The organism is Cellulosimicrobium sp. MI9406 (genome assembly GCF_040595865.1).
Taxonomy (GTDB): Bacteria; Actinomycetota; Actinomycetes; order Actinomycetales; family Cellulomonadaceae; genus Cellulosimicrobium; species Cellulosimicrobium funkei.
The window spans coordinates 192,167-210,125 of sequence record NZ_JALIZI010000001.1 but is presented as its reverse complement, the minus strand read 5'-3'; the positions used below and the strand labels follow the sequence as shown (position 1 = coordinate 210,125).

Genomic DNA, 17,959 nt, shown 5'->3' with positions numbered 1-17,959 from the left:
TCATGGACGATCGCGACGCCGCCCTCCTGCGGGCGCACGAGCACGCCGCCGCGTGGCTCGACTCCCTCGCGACGCGCCCGGTCCCGCCCCGGGCGGGCGTCGCCGACGTCGTCGCCGCGCTCGGCACGGACCTGCCGGACGGTCCCAGCCCGGCCGCCGACGTCGTCGACCTGCTCGCCACGGCGTGCGGGCCGGGCCTCACCGCGATGCCGTCGGGCCGCTTCTACGGCATGGTCATCGGCGGCAGCCACCCGGCGGCGCTCGCGGCCGACTGGCTCACGAGCGCGTGGGACCAGAACTCCGCGCTGCGCACCGTCACCCCGGCCCACACCGCCGTCGAGGACGTGACGAGCGCGTGGCTGCTCGAGCTGCTGGGCCTGCCCGCGTCGGGCGCGGTCGGGTTCGTCACCGGCGCCACGACCGCGAACTTCACGGCGCTCGCCGCCGCGCGCGGCGAGGTGCTGCGCCGCGCGGGGTGGGACGTGCGGCGCGACGGCCTCACGGGTGCGCCGCGCGTGCGCGTGCTCGTCGGTACCGAGCGGCACGAGTCGGTCGACCTCGCGCTGTCCTACCTCGGGCTCGGGGCGCCCGAGGTCGTCGCCGCGGACGACCAGGGCCGGGTCTCGGTCGCCGCGCTCGAGGAGGCGCTGGCCGACCCGGACTCTCCCTCGGACGACCAGGGCTCTACCTCGCGGGACCTGGCCTCTACCTCGCGGGACCAGAGCTCTACCTCGCGGGACCGGGGTTCTCCCTCGGGGCCGGCGCCCACGATCGTCGTGCTGCAGGCGGGCAACGTGCACTCCGGGGCGTTCGACCCGTTCGGCCCGGCGGTCGAGGTCGCGCACCGGCACGGCGCGTGGGTGCACGTCGACGGCGCGTTCGGGCTCTTCGCCGCCGCGTCGCCGACGTACCGCCACCTCGTCGCGGGGTACGAGGGCGCCGACTCGTGGGCGACCGACGCGCACAAGACGCTCAACGTCCCGTACGACTGCGGCCTCGCGATCGTCGCGGACCCGGCGCCGCTGCGGGCCGCGATGGGCATGCACGGCGACTACCTCATCCAGAGCGAGGCGGGCGACCCGCTCGACAAGGTGCCCGAGCTCTCGCGGCGCGGTCGCGCGTTCCCCGTCTGGGCGGTGCTGCGGGCGCTCGGCCGCTCGGGCGTCGCCGACCTCGTGGACGGGTTCTGCCGCCACGCGGCGACGTTCGCCGACGCGGTGCGCGCGCTCGAGGGCGAGGTGCTGCACGACGTCGTGTTCACCCAGGTGTGCGCGGCGTTCGGCGACGACGCGCGGACGCAGGACGTCGTGCGGCGCGTGCTCGACGACGGGACCGCGTGGATGTCCGGCTCGCGCTGGCACGACCGCGCCGTGCTCCGCGTCTCCGTGAGCTCCTGGGCGACGACGGACGCCGACGTCGCGGTGAGCGTCGACGCGCTCGGCCGGGCGGTCGCCGCGACCCGCGCCTGACGACCGGCCCCGGGCGTCGGTGCGACGCCCGGGGTCGGTGGTGCGTCAGCGCCCGCCGTGCCGGCCGAGGTCGATGCGCACGAGGTGCCCGTCGGGCGGCGTCGTCTCGTCCGCCGGGAGGGCGTTCGTCGTCGCGAGCAGGCCCTTGCCGTCCCACTCGAGGCCCGCGGGGAGCGGGACCTCGACGAGGGTGCTCGGCCCGCGCTTGCCGACCTGCGAGATCTTCCCGCCGAACAGCTCGGCGACGTAGACCGTGCCGTCGCCGGACACGGCGAGGTTGGTCGCTCCGAGGAACCCGGTGGCGAGCCGGCGCACCGCGCCGCGCCAGGGTTCGACCGTGTACACCGCGCCGCGCGCGCCGAGGCTCGCGTCCTCGGGCCCGCCGGGGAGCGTCGTCACGTAGAGCACGCCGCGCGGGCCCACCTCGACGTCCGTCGGGACGGGCTCGAACCAGTACGTCTGCCCGACGACGCACGCGGGCCACCCGAGGCCCGCCGCCGCCTCGGCGGTGACGACCGCGGGCTGCGCGGGCAGCACGGCCACCGTCCGGACCCGGCCGCGGTCGCTCACCGACAGGATCGCGTTGGCGCCCGCGTCGGCGACGTACGTGGTGCCGTGGGACGACGTCGTCGCGTACGGGTGGGAGTCCGCGATCCCCGTGTACCGGGGCGGGACGGGCGACGCGGGGACCTGGGCGACGCACGCCGGGTCGGTGTCGCGCAGGCCGTAGGTCACGCCGCCGTCGGGGTTGTTCGCCTGCTCGTACGCGAACGTGTCCGCGAGCACGACCGGCGCGCCCGTCGGGTTGCCCCGCCGGTCGGTCCGCAGCGTCGACACCTCCGACGCGACCGGACCCTCCTCGCCGAGCTGCGTCTCGGTGAACGTGATCCGACGGCCGTCGTAGGAGACGCCGCCCACCTCGCCGCCGTCGGGCGACGCGTAGAGGACGGTCGGGGTGCCGTCGCGGCCGACGGCCGTGAGCAGCCCGGCGAAGTTCTGGGTGACGTAGGTGGTGCCGCGCGGTCCGACCGCGAGGCTGAGCGGCGTGACGAGGCCGGTCGCGACGTCGGTCACGGTCGGCGGGCGCGGCGAGGGCTTGCCGCCGTGCGCGACGGCGGGCCCCGCGACGAGCACGAGGGCGGCGGTCGCGGCGGCGACGGCGGCGGGCAGGGCGGTGCGGAGTCTTCTCATGGGTGCTCCTGGTCCGGCGGTCCCGCGGGGGCGAGGGGAGCCGGCGCGCGCTGCTGTCGGCGCGGGCGTCGCCCCGGGGACGAGGGTGAGGTGGTCGTCGGGCCGGACGACGTGGCGCGCCGGGGGCGTGCCGTGCGACCGGCGAGGCGCCGGCCGGGAGTCTGCTGTGCGTCGGCGGTGAGCACAGACCTCCGAGTGTGCACCCGCGGGCGGCGCCGGTCCACCATCGTCGCCCCGGGCGACGAGCACCCGGGGCGACGTCGGGGCCGGTGGGTCAGCCGCGGACGGCCAGGTCCACCCAGACGAGCCGGTGGTCGCTGCTCGGGAACGGGAAGACGCCGGTGAGGCGCGAGATCGGGTCGGCCTGGACGGGCCAGAACACGCCCGCGTCGCGGACCCGCAGGTCGCGCGACGGCAGCACGTAGTCCGCGCGCAGGTTCCCCGGGGCGCTGTCGGCGAAGTCGGCGGTGTCGAGCGCGGGGTCGCCCCGGTGGGTCGCGTTCGCCCCGCCCTGGAGCGTGGCGGCCTCGGCCGCGCCGGCGGACCGGGGCGCCGGGTCCTGGACGCGCCGGTGGTCGAGGAGCTGGTCGATCGCGGCGTCCACGGAGTCGCCGTCGAGCGGGTCGGCATTCTGGTCGCCCAGGACGACGAAGCTCGCGCCCGGGCGCAGCCCGCCGCGCCGGCCCGCGTCGTCGTACACGTAGCGGGACGTCTTGCCGGGCGTCACGTAGTCCGCCCAGAACCGGATCTCGTCGTGGTTGCGGCGGCCGTTGCGGTCCTCGGGGCCGTCGAACGTGGGCGGGGTCGGGTGCGACGCGAGCACGTGGACGGTCTGCCGCGCCACGCGGACCGGGACGTCCCAGTGCGACTTGCTCGACAGCCGCACGACGTCGAGCTCCTCGGGCGTGAACCAGTCCGCGGGCGCGGGCATCGCGGGGTCGTCCGGGAGGAGCGCTCCCGGCATGTCCTTCCACAGGAAGTGCTGGAACGTGCGGACGCCGCGCGTGTCGATCGGGTACCGCGACAGCACGACCATGCCGTACTGCCCCTCGAACGCGCCGAAGCCGAACGCGTCGTCGCCGCCACCGACCACGCCGTCGTCGTTCAGGTCGAACCCGCTGGGCACTCCGGTGTTCGACGGTGCGACGTACGCGTAGCGGTACTCGATCGGCTCGGCGCCGCCCTGCGGGACCTCGAGGTAGTGGTCGCGGAAGAGGTCCACGGCGCGCCCGCCGGGCACGAAGTCGAACTCGTTGAGCAGCACGACGTCGGGCCGCGTGCGCTGGAGCACCTCGGCGATCGTCGCGGCCTGCGGGTCGTCGGGGGTCGAGAGGTCGGCCTCGAGCTCGCCCGCGGCGGCGCGGTTGAGGCTCGCGTTGTACGTCGCGACGCGGAGCGTCCCGCGGTCGTGGCCGTGGCGGTCGCCGTGCGCGGCGGCGGGGGCGGCGGCGGCGCCCGCGCCCGCGACGGCGAGGGCCGCGGCGGCCGCGAGGGCGGGGACGAGCGCGGTGCGCGGTCGGGTGCGGCGCGCGGTCGGGCTGGACGGTCTCGTGGACACGGTGGCTCCTCGTCGTCGGGGGACGGTGGTCGTCGAGAGGTTCCCCGCCACCGTACGCACGGGTGCCCACGCCCGGAAGGTCGGGAAGGTGTCGCGCGGGCGAACACCCGGCGCCGGGCCGGGGTGACGATGTGGGTGCCCGGTGGGACCGTGAGACATGGACACCTCGCCGTCCCGACCCGTCCGCACCTACCCGCACGGCGTGCCCTGCTGGGTGGACACCGAGCAGCCCGACGTCGACGCCGCCCTCGCCTTCTACGGCGCCCTCTTCGGGTGGCAGTTCGAGGACCGGCTCCCGCCCGGCGCGGGGGAGCGGTACGTCGTCGCCTCGCTCGGCGGGCAGGACGTCGCGGCCGTCGCGACGGGCCGCGGCGAGCCCGGGTGGATCACGTACGTCGCGGTCGACGACGTGGACGCCTCTGCGCGCGGCGTCCCGGACCTCGGGGGCGAGGTCCTCGACGGCCCGACGACGGTCGGCCCGCCGGGGCGCATGGCGACCGTGCGCGACCCCCAGGGCGCGACGTTCCGGCTGTGGCAGCCGGGCACGCGGCTCGGTGCGCAGCGCGCCAACGAGCCGGGCACGTGGAACTTCAGCGTGCTGCGCACGCCCGACGTCGCGCGGGCCCTGCACTTCTACGGCCCGCTGCTCGGCTGGGAGGTGAGCCCGGACCTCGGAGCCGGGATGGCGCGCGTCGAGGGCTACGGCGACCACCTCGCGCGGACCGTCAACCCGGAGATCGACGCGAACCAGGCGGGCGCGCCGCCCGGCTTCCGGGACGTCGTGGCGGGCGTCCTGGAGGAGCCCGGACCCGCACGCCACACCGTGACGTTCGCCGTCGCGGACCGGGACGCCGCGGCTTCGGCAGCCGAGCGCGCCGGTGCGGTGGTGCTGTCCTCGGCCGACACGGGGTGGACGCGCGAGGCGGAGGTCCGCGACCCGCAGGGTGCGGTGCTCACGCTCTCGCAGTTCACGCCGCCCGAGGGCTTCTGACCGGACGCTGACCGCCGGGTGGAGGCGGGTGCGGCATCATGACGCCGTGAACGTCGTCACGCGCAGTCCGCACGCCCAGGTCGTCGACCGTCTCCGCGCCGCGGACCTCGAGTACGGGCGCGTCGGCCCGACGGACGAGCGGGGCTGGACCTTCGCCGAGGTCGACACCGAGAACGGCACGGCGACCGACGCGGCGGACGCCCCGACGTCGGCCGCGGAGGCCCTCGCGCAGGTCGACGCGCTCGTGCCGGTCCCGTGGGTCGTGCAGCTCGACGCGGGCTCGGACCTGCTGCCCGAGGGCGTGAGCGCGATCCTCGCCGCCCGCACGGACGCCGTCGCGCCGCCGGTCGTCGTCACCTGGGCCCCCGCGCAGCCCGGCTCGACCACCGACCACACGATGCGCCTCGACGGCGACCCGGGCGCCGTGCTCGCGGCCGTCGGCGCGCTCGTCGGGCTGCGGGACGCGACGAGCGCCGCGGACCGGCTGCGCGCGCTCGAGCACCCCGACGACCTCCTCGAGGCGTTCGCGGCGGTCGCGGACCTGCCCGCGACGGACTCGGCGGCGCCCGACGCCGTCGTGCAGCTCGTCCGCGCGGACGCCGCGTTCGTCCGCGCCGCCGTGCGCCGGGCGGGCACGGCGTGGGTGCGCGCGACCGACGAGCGCACCGTCGTCTGGAGCGCCGCACGCCCCGAGGTGCCGAGGTTCGGCGCGGCGGACGAGGCGGAGCAGGAGGCGTTCCGGTCGGCCCTCTCGGGCGAGTTCCGCGCCCGGTCCACGATCGAGCGCGGCCTGCGCGCCGGGGAGGTCGTCGTCAGCCTGGAACGGACCGGCGGCGGCGTCGCCTGGACGCTCAGCACGCCGGGGCGCCCGTGGGTCTTCGGGAGCTGGAACGACACCTGGACGGACCTCTCGACGTCCGGCCCCGAGGGTGCGTACGAGGCCTTGGTCGAGGCGTTCGGCGCGCCGCGCGACCCGGGCCGGCTGCGCGCGCTGCTCGCCGCGTCGACCTGGCCCGGCGACCCGGTCGCCGACCTCGCCTACCTCCTCGGGCTGCCCGCTGCGCTCGTCGAGGCCGTCGAGGACCCGGCGCGGTTCCGGCACGGCGCCGAGCGCGTCCAGCCCCTCGGCCCGACGGCGCCGCTCACCGCGACCGAGAAGGCGGCCCTCGTCGCCCGCGCGCCCCGGCGGGGCGCGGGGAGCGCGGCGTGGGACGTCGTCCTGCTGGTGCTGGGCCTCGCGCTGCTCGGCCTCGGGGCGGCGATCCTCGCGACGGACGGCGCCGTCGTCGGGTCGGACGGACCGCCCGGGTGGGACGTCGTCCCGTGGGTCGCGGGCGGCGCCCTCGTCCTCACCGGCTGGGTGCGGGCCGGGTCCGCCCGCGGGGAGCGGCGACGCTTCCTCGCCGACGCGTGAGCGCCCGTCCCCGGTCGGCTCCGACCGGGGACGGGCGACGTACCGGGCCGCTGCGCGCAGCGGCCCGGTCGATGTCAGGCGCCCCGTCAGGCTGCCCGGTCAGCGGCCGTCGAGGTGGTCGACCTCCTCGAGCAGACGCTCGCGCGTGGCCGTGTCGCGCACGAACTTCTCCACGACCTTGCGCACCGACGCCCACCGCCCGGCCTCGACGGCGTCGAGCGCCTTCGTCAGCTGGCCGGGCGGGAGGTCGAGCGCCGCGAGGCGCGAGCGCAGGCCCTCCGGCGTCACGGTCACGACGACGGTCGTCTCCGCGGTCGCCTCGCCGCCCGCGCCCCGCGCGGTCGCCGTCACCGTGTGCTCGCCGAGCGCGAGGTCCGCGGCCGGGACGACCGCCCCGTTGTCCACGGGCTCGCCGTCGAGCGTCACGACCACCTCGTCCGCGTCCGTCGTGCTCGCCGCGACGACGAGCGTGCCGCCCCGCTCGACCTCGGTGCCCTCCGCGGGGCTGACGATCGTGACCGTCGGCGCGCCGGGCGCGGGCGCCTCCTGCTCGCGCGCCTGCTTCCACCCGACGAACGCCCCCGCGCGGTCGGTGATGATGCCGTCGACCCCGATCTCGGTGAGCCGCGCCCAGTCGGCGGCGGAGTTCACCGTGTACGGCATGACGGCGACGCCCGCCGCGTTGAGGTCGGCGACGACGCCCGGACGCGCGAGCAGCGCGCTCGCCGACGGGTTGTACATGACCGCCCCGAGGTCCTGCGCCACGGTGACGGGGTCGGCGTCGAGCGCGCCGCGGAGCAGCCCGCGCGGGATCTGCGGGGCGTGCTCGCGCGCGGCGCGCAGCGCGTCGACGTCGAACGACTGGAGCACCACGCGGTCCTCGAGCCCGGCCTCGACGACCATGTCGACGACGCGCTCGACCTCCGCGGACGTCTCGGGCCCCTTGATCTCCAGGAGCAGGGTCGACGACCCGGTCTCCAGCAGGTCGAGCAGCTGCGCGAACGACGGCAGCCGCTGCCCGGTGAACGCGGGCGAGAACCAGGACCCGGCGTCGAGCGCGGTGACCTGCTCGCCCGCCAGGACGGCGACGTCGCCCGTGCCGTCGGTCGTGCGGTCGACCGTCTGGTCGTGCAGCACGACGGGGACGCCGTCGGCCGTGGTGTGCACGTCGACCTCGACGTACTCCGCCCCCGTGCGCATCCCGGCCGCGACGGCGGCGAGCGTGTTCTCGGGAGCCACCGACGAGTAGCCGCGGTGCGCGACGGTGACCGGCAGCTCGCCGTCGCCGCCGACGTACGACGCGGGCTCGATCTCCGTGACGGTCACGTCGTCGACGCTCACGGTCGCCCCGGCGGTGACGAAGCCGAGCGCGCCGTCGCGGGACCGGTCGATCCGCCCCTCCAGCACGGTCCGCCCGTCGAGCGCGTACGTGACGGCCGCGCCCTGCACCTCGACGGACAGGTGCACGTCGCGCCCCGTCGCGGCGTCGGTCGGCGCCGAGCCGGTGTACGGGACGTTCCAGGCGTCCGCGGCGGTGCGCTGGGCGATCTCGACACCGTTGGGCGCCGTCGTCGTGGTGCGCAGGACCGCCTGCCACCACGGGGTCGTGCCGTCGGGCGCGACGTCGAGGATCGCGCCCGCCCAACGCGACGCGTTGTCCACGCTCTCGAACCGGAGCGTCGCGTCGAGCCGGTAGTTCTCCGCGGAGCGGCCGAACACGATCCGCGCGGGCGACGACCCGTCGGGTGCGTCGCCGACGAGCCGGCCGTCGCGCACCTGCCAGTCGCCGAGCACGGGCGTCCAGCCCTCGGGGAGGGCGTCGCCGTCGAACGACTCGGCGAGCAGCACGTCGCCGGGTGCGGCGGCGGCCGGGGCCGCGAACGGCACGGTCGCGGTCGTGGCCGTGGCGGCGACGAGGGTCGTCGCGAGCAGGGTCCCCGCCAGTGCGGCGGCGGTGCCGCGCACGGCGCGGCGTCGGGTGGTCGTCATCGGGTCCTCCGAGCGTCGGGTCGGTTGCCCCGGCGACCCTAGGAACGCGGCCTTGCGCTCCGGTGGACGCCGGGCGACGCCCCGGGGACGGTCAGGTGTCGGGACGCCGCCGGCCCCCTCGGCATCCCCTCGAGCCTCACCCGGGCGGCCCGGTCGCGCCCGTCAGGAGCCGTGCGACGTCGGCCCCCGCGGCGAGCAGCGCGACGGTGCGGCGCGCGATCGCGTCGAGGCGCGCGTCGAGGGCTGCGAGGGTCGGGGCGACGTCGTCGAGCCGGCGCAGCGCCGCGATCGTCTCGCGGACCGCCGGGACCGGGTACCCGGCCGACCGCAGCGCCGCGGTGATGCGCGCCTCCCGGACGGCGGCGGGCGGGTAGGCGCGCGCACCGTGGGTCCCGGCGCGCGTCGCGACGCGCTCGGGAGCGACGAGCCCCTCGCGCTCCCAGTGGCGCAGCGTTGAGGCCCGCACGCCGAGCGCCGCGGCGAGCCCGGTGATGGTGAGGACGTCGCCCTCGTCGCCGGCCGCGCCCGCGGGCACGTTCGCGGACGGGCCGCCCTCGTCGGGTCCGGTCTCGCCGGTGGGCCCGCCCTCCGCGCGGATCGCGAGCAGCGCGCGGCGGGCGACGAGCGCCTCGTCCCGCTCGCGCGCGAGCGTCACGTGCAGCGCCCCCACGCGCGCTGCGGCGTCGGGCAGGGGGAGCGTGCGGACGTCGCGCAGCACCGCGCGAGCGACGACCGGCCCGACCGCCGTCGCCAGCCCCCGGTACGCACGCAGCGCCAGCACGTGCTCGTCGCCGAACGTGCGGTAGCCGTTCGACGACCGGCCCGCGGGCGGCAGGACGCCGAGCGCCTCGAGGTCGCGCACCTGCTGGACGGACCAGCCGGTCGCGCGCGCGACGTCGGACGTGCGCAGCACCCGGGGCGTGTCGGGACCGCCGCCCGACCCCCGCGCTCGTGCACCCACGTCGCCCAACCCTCCGGAAGCACGTCAACCTCACACTGGAACCATGAGTATGGAGCAGATCCTCGCCACGGTCCGGTCGCTCGACGGCGCCCTCGTGCTCTCCCCGGGGCCGGGCAGCGCGTTCCCGGAGTTCGCGTGGGGCGACCACTTCTTCTACTTCGCCCCCGACGGCGTCGTCCCGCCCGGGCAGCCGTACGGCACGGTCGTCACGAAGGACTACCCCGACGACACCGCGTCGCGCCTCGGTGCGGAGGGGCGCTGGAGGGTCAACGTGCACGTCGGGCGCGACCGGTTCCGGACGCTCCTCGGCACCGACCCGCGCGACGGCGCGGCGTCGGAGGCGGCGGAGACTGACGTCGTCGTGCCGCACCCGGTCTACGGCGCGCTCGGCTGGGTGGCGGTCGTGGTGCCGGGCGAGCGCACGACCGCGCTCGTCCTCGACCTGCTGCGCGCGGCCCACGACGACGCCCGCACCCGCACCGCCCGCCGCACCACCCGGTAGCGGAGACCTGGCGACCCGCCGTCGACCACGGGGTTGGTCCCCGCCGAGCACGGGGTTGGCGACGTGTTTCGCCGGGAGAGCGACCCCAACCCCGTGTTCGGCGGAGGTCTCTGCCGGGGGGATCGGGCGGGGTGGCGGTTAGGCGGGGAGTCGGGTGCTCTCGCGAGCGCGAGCGCGAGCGCGAGCGGGGGCGGGGGCGGGGCGGGCGGCGACGTGGCCGTGGCCGGCGACGTCGACCCCGACCGCGAGGAGGCGGGGGACGCCGTCGGTCACCTCGACGGTCGAGACGGACGCGTTGGGCAGCGCGACGAGGCCGGTGGGGGCGAGCGTCGCGAGCCACGCGCCGAGCGTGAGGCCGTGCCCGACGACGAGCACGTGCCGGTCGCGCGTCGCGCCCGGGCGGGACGCGTCGTCGTGCGCGGCGACGACGCGCGTGAACACCGCGCGCACGCGCGCCATGAAGTCCCGGCCCGGCTCGCCGCCGCCGACGCCCGGGTGGGAGCCCGCGAGCATGCGGGGCACGAGCTCGGCCCACGGCTCGACGGCGTCGAGCTGCGACTCCGGCCGTCGCTCGTAGGAGCCGAACGACAGCTCGCGCAGGTCGGGGTCGACCGTGAGCGGGAGGTCGGGGTGGTGCCGCAGGATCTCCATCGCCGTGAGGACCGCGCGGCCCTGCGGCGAGGAGTACGCGGCCGCGAAGTCGTGCCGCGCGAGGTGCTGCGCCGTGACGCGCACGCCCGCGCGTCCCGTGCGGGTGAGGGGGGAGTCGCACGCCCCCTGCAGGTGGCGTCGTGCGTTGAGGTAGGTCTGCCCGTGGCGTACGAGCGTGATCGTCAGGGTCATCGTCGCTGTGCCCTCTCCGGTGCGTCCCGGTCTGCTGGTCACGGCCGACGCTAGGGGGCCGGGGTGTCGGCACGACGACCGCCGGGTGACGCCGGGGTGGCGGGTGCCGGAACGCCGTCCCTCAGGAGCGGGCGGTGACCTCGTCGAGGTGCCGGGCGTCGTCCGGCCCGGGAGCGTCGTCGGCGTCGCGCGGACGCGCCTGCTCGGCGTCGGATGTCTCTGCGTGCTCGGGCACGCGCTCCTCGGGCTGCTCGGGAGCGACGGGCGCGGGCCACGGCTCGTCGGCGACGGCCGACCCCGCGTGCGGTCGCGCGCCCGCGTGCCGGTGCACGACCACCGCGAGCGGCGCCACGAGCACCCCGCACACCATCCCCCAGGAGAGGCCCGCCTCGAGCACGGGGAGGGTGCGGCCGGCGTCGGGCAGCACGCCGCCCGCGGCGAGCGTGGAGGCGACGACGGGCACCGCCGCGGCGAGGGCCGCACCTCCGGCGCACGCGAGCCACACCCCGAGCAGCAGCGCCGCGCGGCCCTCGACCGGCGGCAGGCGTCGCGCGGCGAGCGCCGTGAGCAGCCCGACCGCGAGCCCGACGCCGACGGGCAGCAGCAGGTGCACGGGGTCGGCGAGGAGCGCCGCGCGGTCGACGGCGATCCGGGCGGAGGGCAGCAGCACGACGTCGCGCGCCACGCCCCACGGCGACTGCGGGTCCGCGGCGCCGGGGAGCGTCGTGCGCCCGACGCCCGCGGCCGCCCACAGCACGCCCGTCGCCGTGCCCGCGGCGAGCGCGGCGGGCCACGCTCGCACGCGCGTCGGCGTCCGGGTGTGACGGGTGCCGGCGGGGTCGTCGTGGCGGTCGGTGAGGGCGCGCGCGACGGCGACCGTCACGGCCACGAGCGGGCCGTTGACGAACCCCCACCAGCCGCCGAGCGCGGTCGCGACGAACCGGGTGATCGTGTCCGCGCGCCAGGCGAGCGTGACGCCCGCGAACCAGGCCGCCGTCGCGGCGAGCGCGGACGCGAGCACGGCCGCGCCCCACACGGCGAGGAACGCGGCCCAGCGGCCCTCGCCCGCGGGCAGGCGCCGCAGCACGAGGTGCGTGCCGAGCGCGACGAGCCCGCCCGCGAGGGCGGCCGTGAGCACGGTGCTGCCCGACACCTGCTGACCGCCCGTGACGACGCCGGTCGGGTGGGGCAGGAGCGTCCGGACGAGCCCGGCGGGCAGGGCGTGCGTCGCCCCGGCGAGCCAGTCCGCGACCCGCCCGGTGACGACCCAGAGCACCGCGGTGAGCGTCCCCGCGGCGACGACGGCGGGCACGGTCCTCGATGACGGCATCCTGCGAGGGTAGTGGCAACGCGCGGCCGCGCGGACCGCTCAGTTCCGGCGGCGGTCGCCGTCTCTACGCACGGGACCTGCCGCGACGCGCGGCGGGACGACGACACGGAGGACGTCATGAGCGAGACCACGACCCGCACCACGAGCCGCACCCTGGACGTGCCGGGAGCCGTCCTGGCGTACGACGTCCGGACCCCCGCGGCGCCGGGCGACCTGCCGCCGCTCGTCGTCATGGGCTCGCCCATGGCGGCGTCCGGGTTCGGGCAGCTCGTGGACCTGATCGACGACCGGGTGGTCGTCACGTACGACCCGCGCGGCACCGAGCGCAGCACGCTCGCCGCCGACGGCGAGGTGTCGGTCGAGCGGCACGCGGACGACCTGCACGAGGTCGTGGCCGCGCTCGGGCTCGGGCCGGTGGAGGTGTTCGGGTCGAGCGGGGGCGGCGTCGTCGGGCTCGCGTGGATCGAGCGGCACCCGGGCGAGGTGCGGACGTTCGTCGCGCACGAGCCGCCGATCACGCCGCTCCTGGAGGACGCCGCGACCGCGACGGCGGTGCAGGCGGACATCGTGGAGACGTACCGCCGCGAGGGCTTCGGGCGCGCGATGGCGAAGTTCGTCGCGCTCGTCAGCCACGTGGGCCCGCTGCCCGCGGACTACCTCGACCGCCCGGCGCCCGACCCGGCGATGTTCGGCTTCCCGACGGACGACGACGGGTCGCGCGACGACCTGCTCCTCGGCCGGAACCTGGCCACCATGCCGTCGTGGGCGCCCGACGGCGACGCCCTGCGTGCGGCGGCGACCCGCATCGTCCCCGCGGTGAGCGCCCAGGGCGAGGGCACGCTCGCGTGGCGCGGCGGTGCCGCCCTCGCCGCCCTCCTGGGCGTCGAGCCGGTGACGTTCCCGGGCGACCACGGCGGCTTCATGGTCAACGAGTGGTCGCCCGCGAACGACCCGGCGGCGTTCGCGACGACCCTGCGCGAGGCGCTCGCGGGCTGACGGCGCGTCCCGGACGCGCCCCGCGTCTCAGCGGAGGGCGGCGAGGGCGAGGCAGCCCAGGCCGAGAACGACGTCGAAGTACAGGCACGCCTCCGCCATCGGCCGGGGGACGACCTCGCCGCGCCGGTGGTGGACGACGTCCCACGCGGCGTGGCCGGCCAGGGTCAGCCCTGCCACGACGAGACCGATGCCCGGGTCGACGGCGAGCGCCACCACAGCGAGGGAACCGTAGCCGAGAAGTGCGGCCGCCTGGGGGAGCGTCGGTCGTGCTGCGCCGCGCGCGACGCCGATCCCGAGCAGCACGAGCGCGGTGAGCCCGATGCCGGCCCACCAGGGGATGCCCGCCACCTCGCTCGCGACCACGACGAGCGAGGCGCCGAGGATGCTCACCCAGGCGACCCAGGGGCGTCCGAGCGCTGCTGCGGCCACGTAGCAGAGCGCGGCCGCGCTCACGCCGATCGCCAGGGTGGTGCGGTCGGCCACGCCGATCGCGAGCAGCAGGACGGCGACGCCGAGGCCGAGCGCGGCGGGCCAGCGGGCCACGACGGCCCGGGCGGTGCTCGTCCCGGTGCTCGTCCCCGTCCTCGTCTGGGTGCTCGTCCCCCGCGCGGTTCCGGAGCGCGGTCCGGTGGTCTGCCGGGCGGTGCGTGGAGTGCTCATGACGTCCTCGTCTCTCGTGGCGGTCGCGGTCGGGCGACCGCGCTCTCCTGGGAGGAACAGCCTCACCCTGGGCCGCGGTACTCCCCGGGGGTATCGTGGACGGTGTCCGGATCTGTGGACCGGACGTCGGGAACCCGGGGGTGACGGCTCATGGCGGAGCGGTTGGTGGCGGTCGTCGGCTACGCCGGCGCGGAGCTCCTGGACATCGCGTGCGTGACCTCGACCCTCGTCCTCGCGAACCGTGTGGGCGCCGCGCCCCCCTACCGGGTGGTGCTGCTGACCCCGGGCGGGCGACCCGTCGCGTGCGACTCGGGCCTCACGCTCGCGAGCCACGGCTCCCTCCAGCGGTGGGTCGAGCCGGTCGACACGGTCGTCGTGACCGGAGGGCTCGGCCACGAGGAGGCCGGTGCCGACCCGCTCGTCGTCGCGCACGTGCGCCGGGTGGCCGCCCTGAGCCGCAGGGTCGCGTCGGTCTGCACGGGCGCGACCGTCCTCGCGGCGACGGGTCTCCTCGACGGGCGTCGTGCCACCACGCACTGGCGCTACGCCGACCGGCTCGCGCAGGAGTACCCCGCCGTCCGCGTCGACCCGGCGCCCATCTACGTGCGCGACGACAACGTCTACACGTCGGCGGGCGTGACGAGCGCGCTCGACCTCACGCTCGCGCTGGTCGAGGAGGACAACGGTCCGGAGCTCGCCCGCAGGGTGGCCCGCGCGCTCGTGACGTACCTCCAGCGTCCGGGGAACCAGGCCCAGATGAGCGTCTTCACGGCGGCCCCTCAGGTACGGGACGCATGCGTCCGGGCCGTGGTCGACCTCGTCGCCGCGCGGCTCGACGGAGACCTCTCGCTCCCCGCCCTCGCCGCCCACGCGGGCGTGAGCCAGCGCCAGCTCACGCGCCTGTTCGTCCGGCACCTCGGCCGCACGCCGGCGCGGTACGTCCGGCGAGCCCGGACCGAGGCGGCGGCCCACCTGCTCGCGTCGACCGACCGCCCGGTCACCACCGTCGCCCGCGAGTGCGGGCTGAGGTCCGCGGAGGCGCTGCGGCAGGCGTTCGCCGCGGAGTACGGCCTCGCGCCCTCGCAGTACCGGGCCGCGCACCGGCGTGCCGGGCGCCTCGCCCCGCCTGGCGGGACCGGTCCGGGAGCCGCCGGGCTCCGCGGCGCGCGCGGCGAGCAGGAGCGGCTGCCGACGTAGGGGACCCGCGCACGGCCCACCGGGCCCGTCGCGGGTACGTCCACCTACGAGGTGGCGAAGAGCGGCGCGCGGCCGGGCGGCTGCGCGGGCGGCGGGTCCTGGATCCCGGCGAGCAGGGGCCGCTCGAAGACCGCGTGCTCGGGCGTGAGCTCGAACGGCTCGTCGCCGTGCACGACCCGCAGCCGCTCGCCGGACTCGAGACGGTACGTGACGCCGTCGGGCCGGACCTCGACGCGCGCCCGGGCGTCGCCGTGGTGGACGGCGAGCGCGAGCCGCGTGAGCCGGGACGGGAGCCGGGGGGCGAGGCGGAGCCCGTCGTCGTCGTGCCGCAGCCCCACGATGCCCGTGACGACGGCGGTCCAGGCGCCCGCGAGCGACGCGACGTGCAGCCCGCCGTCGGTCGAGCCGCGCAGGTCGCACAGGTCGAGGAGCGCGCACTCGCGCGCGTAGTCGTACGCGAGGTCGACGTAGCCGATCTCCGCGGCGACGACCGCCTGCACGGGCGCCGAGAGCGACGAGTCGCGGACGGTCAGCGGCTCGTAGTAGTCGAAGTCGCGGCGCCGCTGCTCGGGCGTGAACTCCTCGGGCGCGGCGTGCAGGGCGAGCACGAGGTCGGCCTGCTTGACGACCTGCCGCCGGTACAGCTCGACGTAGTGCACGTGGTCGTCGAGCGGGAACCGCGCGGTGCCTCGCGACTCGAAGTCCCAGTGGGCGTGCCGCGTGAAGTCCTGCGACTGCTCCGTGACGCCGAGCTCCGCGTCGTACGGGACGACCATCCGGTCCGCCGCGCGCCGCCACCCCGCGCGTTCGTTCGCGGTGACGTCCAGCCGCGCCGCCTGCTCCGGGAACCGCTCGCACAGCTCGTCCGCCGCGCGCAGGTTCTTGCGCGCCATGAGGTTCGTGTACGTGTTGTTGTCCACGACGGCGGTGTACTCGTCGGGCCCGGTCACGCCGTCGATGCGGAAGCCGGCGGCCGTGTGGTGGCCGCGCCCGGCCCACAGCCGCGCGGTCTGCACCACGAGGTCGACGACGACGTCCCGGGCGAGCTCGTCGTCGTGCGTGGCGGCGACGTGCCGCACGGCGGCGAGCGCGACGGCCGACGAGACGTGGAACGCGGCGGTGCTCGCGGGCCAGTAGCCCGACGACTCGCGGCCGCTGATCGTGCGCCACGGGAACGCCGCGCCGGGCAGGCCGAGCTCGGCGGCCCGCTCGCACGCGTGGGGGAGAGTGGCGTGCCGCCAGCGCAGGTGCGCGGCCGCGGCGTCGGGCAGCACGTGGTCCAGGACGGGGAGCACGAACGTGTCCGAGTCCCAGAAGGCGTGGCCCGCGTAGCCGGTGCCCGTGAGGCCCTTCGCCCGCACGCCCACGCCCTCGACCCGCGCCGACGCCTGGACCACCTGGAGCAGGCTGTGCCGCAGGGCCTGCTGCATCTCGTCGTCGCCGTCGAGCTCGACGTCGCCCCGGTCCCAGACCGCGGCGAGGGCGTCGGCCTGCTCGCGCTCGAGCACGTCCCAGCCCGCGTCGACGGCCGCGGCGAGCACGGTGTGCGCGTGCGCGGGGAGCGCGTCGGCATCCGCGCCGCCCGCGTACGCGGCGAGGACGACGACCTCCAGCCACTCGTCGGCGCGCAGGTCGACGGTGAGGACCGCGGCGCCGCCGCGGTGGTGCCAGCGCGGGCGGACGCCGTCCGCGGCGTCGACGAGGTGCGCGGTCTCGGCCGCGACGCCGCGCTCCGAGCGCACGGTGCGCTGGCGCACCGACGACCCCTCGGCGTCGTGCCGGCACGAGACGGTGACCAGCCCGGGCGCCTCGCGGCCCGGGTCCTGCCCGCCGTGCGCGCAGCCGGGGACCGGGCGCAGGGTGACGGTGACGTCGTCGTGCGCGAGCACGCGCCAGCGCGACGCGACGACCTCGCGGCGCGAGAGCGGCACGAGCCGCTCGTTGTGCAGCGTGACGGTCCCGCCCGACGGCGCGGTCCAGCGCAGCTCGCGCCGCAGCACGCCCCGGCGCAGGTCGAGCACGCGCTCGTGCGCCTCGACCGTCCCGTCGGGACCCGCGGGGTCGGCGGTCCGGACGTCGACCGGCTCCCCGTCCACGGACCAGCCGAGCCGCCACGCGTCGACGACCGGCACGAGGCGCTCCTCGACCTCGGGGTAGGCGTACGCGCGTTCCGCGTAGGTCTGCTCGAACTCCTCGTGCACGGAGGCGACGAGGGTCGAGGGGTCGTCGTCGGGGTCCGCCTCGTCGAGCGTGCCGCGGACGCCGACGTACCCGTTGGCGAGGGACAGGAGGGACGCGGCCGTGGCCGGGTCGTCGACGTCGAGGGCCGACTCCCGGACGGACCACGCGGGGAGGTCGCGAGTCACGCGGTCACTCCACCACGACGCCGTGTCGCACACCCGTCCGGGGCGTGTCCGAGCGCCGTCTAGGGCCGCTCCGGAGACAAGTGTCGATCGGCCGTGGACTTTTGCTTGTTGTCGACACAACTTTCGCCTACCTGTTGACATCCATGCACTGACTGCGGTGTCATGAACCTCGTTGCCCCTGGAACCGACCAGGGGGCCGGACGTCGGCGCAGGGGAGCCCGTCGTCCGGACCGACAGCCGGACGGTACGCACCGACGCGTACCCCGGCGGGGCCCGACGGCCCTGGACCTCGCCCCACGGCCGGTCTCCCACCGGCCCGGGTCGAGCCCCGCACGACCGAGCACCCTCTCGACCCTCTGCGACCGCGGGACACCCCCGCACCACCCAGTCCTGCTGCTCAGAGTCCCCCGCACCACCTCGGGGAGCCTCCGCGCGCCCGAGCGCGCCGGCACGCGGGGCGGCGACCGCCGTCCCGCCGGTCCGGCGCGCCAC

General features: G+C 77.1%; 14 protein-coding genes. 6 read left to right on the top strand and 8 right to left on the bottom strand.

Features of this window, described 5'->3' with window-relative positions; translation table 11 throughout:
* The first annotated feature begins 2 nt into the window (after positions 1-2).
* The gene (locus MT994_RS00915; protein WP_354804702.1) at positions 3-1,469 is read left to right on the top strand and encodes a pyridoxal-dependent decarboxylase; all 1,467 of its coding nucleotides are present in this window, start codon (positions 3-5) and stop codon (positions 1,467-1,469) included.
* Between the two features lie 45 nt (positions 1,470-1,514).
* On the opposite strand, the gene MT994_RS00910 is transcribed toward MT994_RS00915, so the two are convergent.
* Both MT994_RS00910 and MT994_RS00905 read right to left on the bottom strand, forming a co-directional pair.
* A complete protein-coding gene (locus MT994_RS00910; RefSeq protein ID WP_354804700.1) occupies positions 1,515-2,660 on the bottom strand; it encodes a ScyD/ScyE family protein in 1,146 nt (381 codons plus the stop codon).
* A gap of 274 nt (positions 2,661-2,934) precedes the next feature.
* Positions 2,935-4,218: an endonuclease/exonuclease/phosphatase family protein gene (locus tag MT994_RS00905; protein ID WP_354804699.1), complete on the bottom strand. Its 1,284-nt coding sequence runs from the start codon at positions 4,216-4,218 to the stop codon at positions 2,935-2,937.
* A gap of 157 nt (positions 4,219-4,375) precedes the next feature.
* On the opposite strand from MT994_RS00905, the gene MT994_RS00900 reads away from it, so the two are divergent.
* Both MT994_RS00900 and MT994_RS00895 read left to right on the top strand, forming a co-directional pair.
* Entirely contained in the window at positions 4,376-5,209 is an 834-nt protein-coding gene (locus tag MT994_RS00900; RefSeq protein ID WP_354804697.1) for a VOC family protein, read from the top strand.
* A 46-nt stretch (positions 5,210-5,255) separates the two neighbouring features.
* Positions 5,256-6,623: a hypothetical protein gene (locus tag MT994_RS00895; protein ID WP_354804696.1), complete on the top strand. Its 1,368-nt coding sequence runs from the start codon at positions 5,256-5,258 to the stop codon at positions 6,621-6,623.
* Positions 6,624-6,722: 99 nt separating this feature from the next.
* Here MT994_RS00895 and MT994_RS00890 read toward each other — a convergent pair whose 3' ends face one another.
* Positions 6,723-8,612 (bottom strand): glycerophosphodiester phosphodiesterase family protein, encoded by a 1,890-nt coding sequence (locus tag MT994_RS00890; protein WP_354804695.1) that lies wholly within the window; start codon positions 8,610-8,612, stop codon positions 6,723-6,725.
* 136 nt (positions 8,613-8,748) lie between these two features.
* On the bottom strand, positions 8,749-9,573 hold the full coding sequence (locus MT994_RS00885) for a MerR family transcriptional regulator (protein ID WP_354804693.1): 825 nt from the start codon (positions 9,571-9,573) through the stop codon (positions 8,749-8,751).
* Positions 9,574-9,616: 43 nt separating this feature from the next.
* Here MT994_RS00885 and MT994_RS00880 point away from each other — a divergent pair, with 43 nt between their 5' ends.
* Complete coding sequence (locus MT994_RS00880; RefSeq protein ID WP_354804691.1) at positions 9,617-10,075, top strand: DUF6194 family protein; 459 nt, start codon at positions 9,617-9,619, stop codon at positions 10,073-10,075.
* A gap of 138 nt (positions 10,076-10,213) precedes the next feature.
* Here the strand turns inward: MT994_RS00880 and MT994_RS00875 are convergent, their stop codons facing one another.
* On the bottom strand, positions 10,214-10,960 hold the full coding sequence (locus MT994_RS00875) for a histidine phosphatase family protein (RefSeq protein WP_354804690.1): 747 nt from the start codon (positions 10,958-10,960) through the stop codon (positions 10,214-10,216).
* A 79-nt stretch (positions 10,961-11,039) separates the two neighbouring features.
* Positions 11,040-12,248 carry a hypothetical protein gene (locus MT994_RS00870; protein WP_354804689.1) on the bottom strand — a complete coding sequence of 403 codons (1,209 nt, stop codon included), beginning with the start codon at positions 12,246-12,248 and terminating at the stop codon, positions 11,040-11,042.
* Positions 12,249-12,365: 117 nt separating this feature from the next.
* Between MT994_RS00870 and MT994_RS00865 the strand changes: the two genes are divergently transcribed.
* Positions 12,366-13,244 (top strand): alpha/beta hydrolase, encoded by an 879-nt coding sequence (locus MT994_RS00865; protein WP_354804687.1) that lies wholly within the window; start codon positions 12,366-12,368, stop codon positions 13,242-13,244.
* A gap of 27 nt (positions 13,245-13,271) precedes the next feature.
* On the opposite strand, the gene MT994_RS00860 is transcribed toward MT994_RS00865, so the two are convergent.
* Positions 13,272-13,904 (bottom strand): hypothetical protein, encoded by a 633-nt coding sequence (locus tag MT994_RS00860; RefSeq protein ID WP_354804685.1) that lies wholly within the window; start codon positions 13,902-13,904, stop codon positions 13,272-13,274.
* A 150-nt stretch (positions 13,905-14,054) separates the two neighbouring features.
* Between MT994_RS00860 and MT994_RS00855 the strand changes: the two genes are divergently transcribed.
* Positions 14,055-15,101 carry a GlxA family transcriptional regulator gene (locus MT994_RS00855; protein ID WP_163188806.1) on the top strand — a complete coding sequence of 349 codons (1,047 nt, stop codon included), beginning with the start codon at positions 14,055-14,057 and terminating at the stop codon, positions 15,099-15,101.
* Between the two features lie 44 nt (positions 15,102-15,145).
* Here MT994_RS00855 and MT994_RS00850 read toward each other — a convergent pair whose 3' ends face one another.
* The gene (locus tag MT994_RS00850) at positions 15,146-17,467 is read right to left on the bottom strand and encodes a glycosyl hydrolase family 65 protein (RefSeq protein ID WP_354804684.1); all 2,322 of its coding nucleotides are present in this window, start codon (positions 17,465-17,467) and stop codon (positions 15,146-15,148) included.
* Positions 17,468-17,959: the final 492 nt, after the last annotated feature.

Bases quoted from the DNA above. Each gene is read 5' to 3' on its own strand.
- MT994_RS00915 (WP_354804702.1), top strand. From the start codon at position 3: ATGGACGATCGCGACGCCGCCCTCCTGCGGGCGCACGAGCACGCCGCC.
- MT994_RS00910 (WP_354804700.1), bottom strand. From the start codon at position 2,660: ATGAGAAGACTCCGCACCGCCCTGCCCGCCGCCGTCGCCGCCGCGACC.
- MT994_RS00900 (WP_354804697.1), top strand. From the start codon at position 4,376: ATGGACACCTCGCCGTCCCGACCCGTCCGCACCTACCCGCACGGCGTG.
- MT994_RS00890 (WP_354804695.1), bottom strand. From the start codon at position 8,612: ATGACGACCACCCGACGCCGCGCCGTGCGCGGCACCGCCGCCGCACTG.
- MT994_RS00880 (WP_354804691.1), top strand. From the start codon at position 9,617: ATGAGTATGGAGCAGATCCTCGCCACGGTCCGGTCGCTCGACGGCGCC.
- MT994_RS00870 (WP_354804689.1), bottom strand. From the start codon at position 12,248: ATGCCGTCATCGAGGACCGTGCCCGCCGTCGTCGCCGCGGGGACGCTC.
- MT994_RS00865 (WP_354804687.1), top strand. From the start codon at position 12,366: ATGAGCGAGACCACGACCCGCACCACGAGCCGCACCCTGGACGTGCCG.
- MT994_RS00860 (WP_354804685.1), bottom strand. From the start codon at position 13,904: ATGAGCACTCCACGCACCGCCCGGCAGACCACCGGACCGCGCTCCGGA.
- MT994_RS00855 (WP_163188806.1), top strand. From the start codon at position 14,055: ATGGCGGAGCGGTTGGTGGCGGTCGTCGGCTACGCCGGCGCGGAGCTC.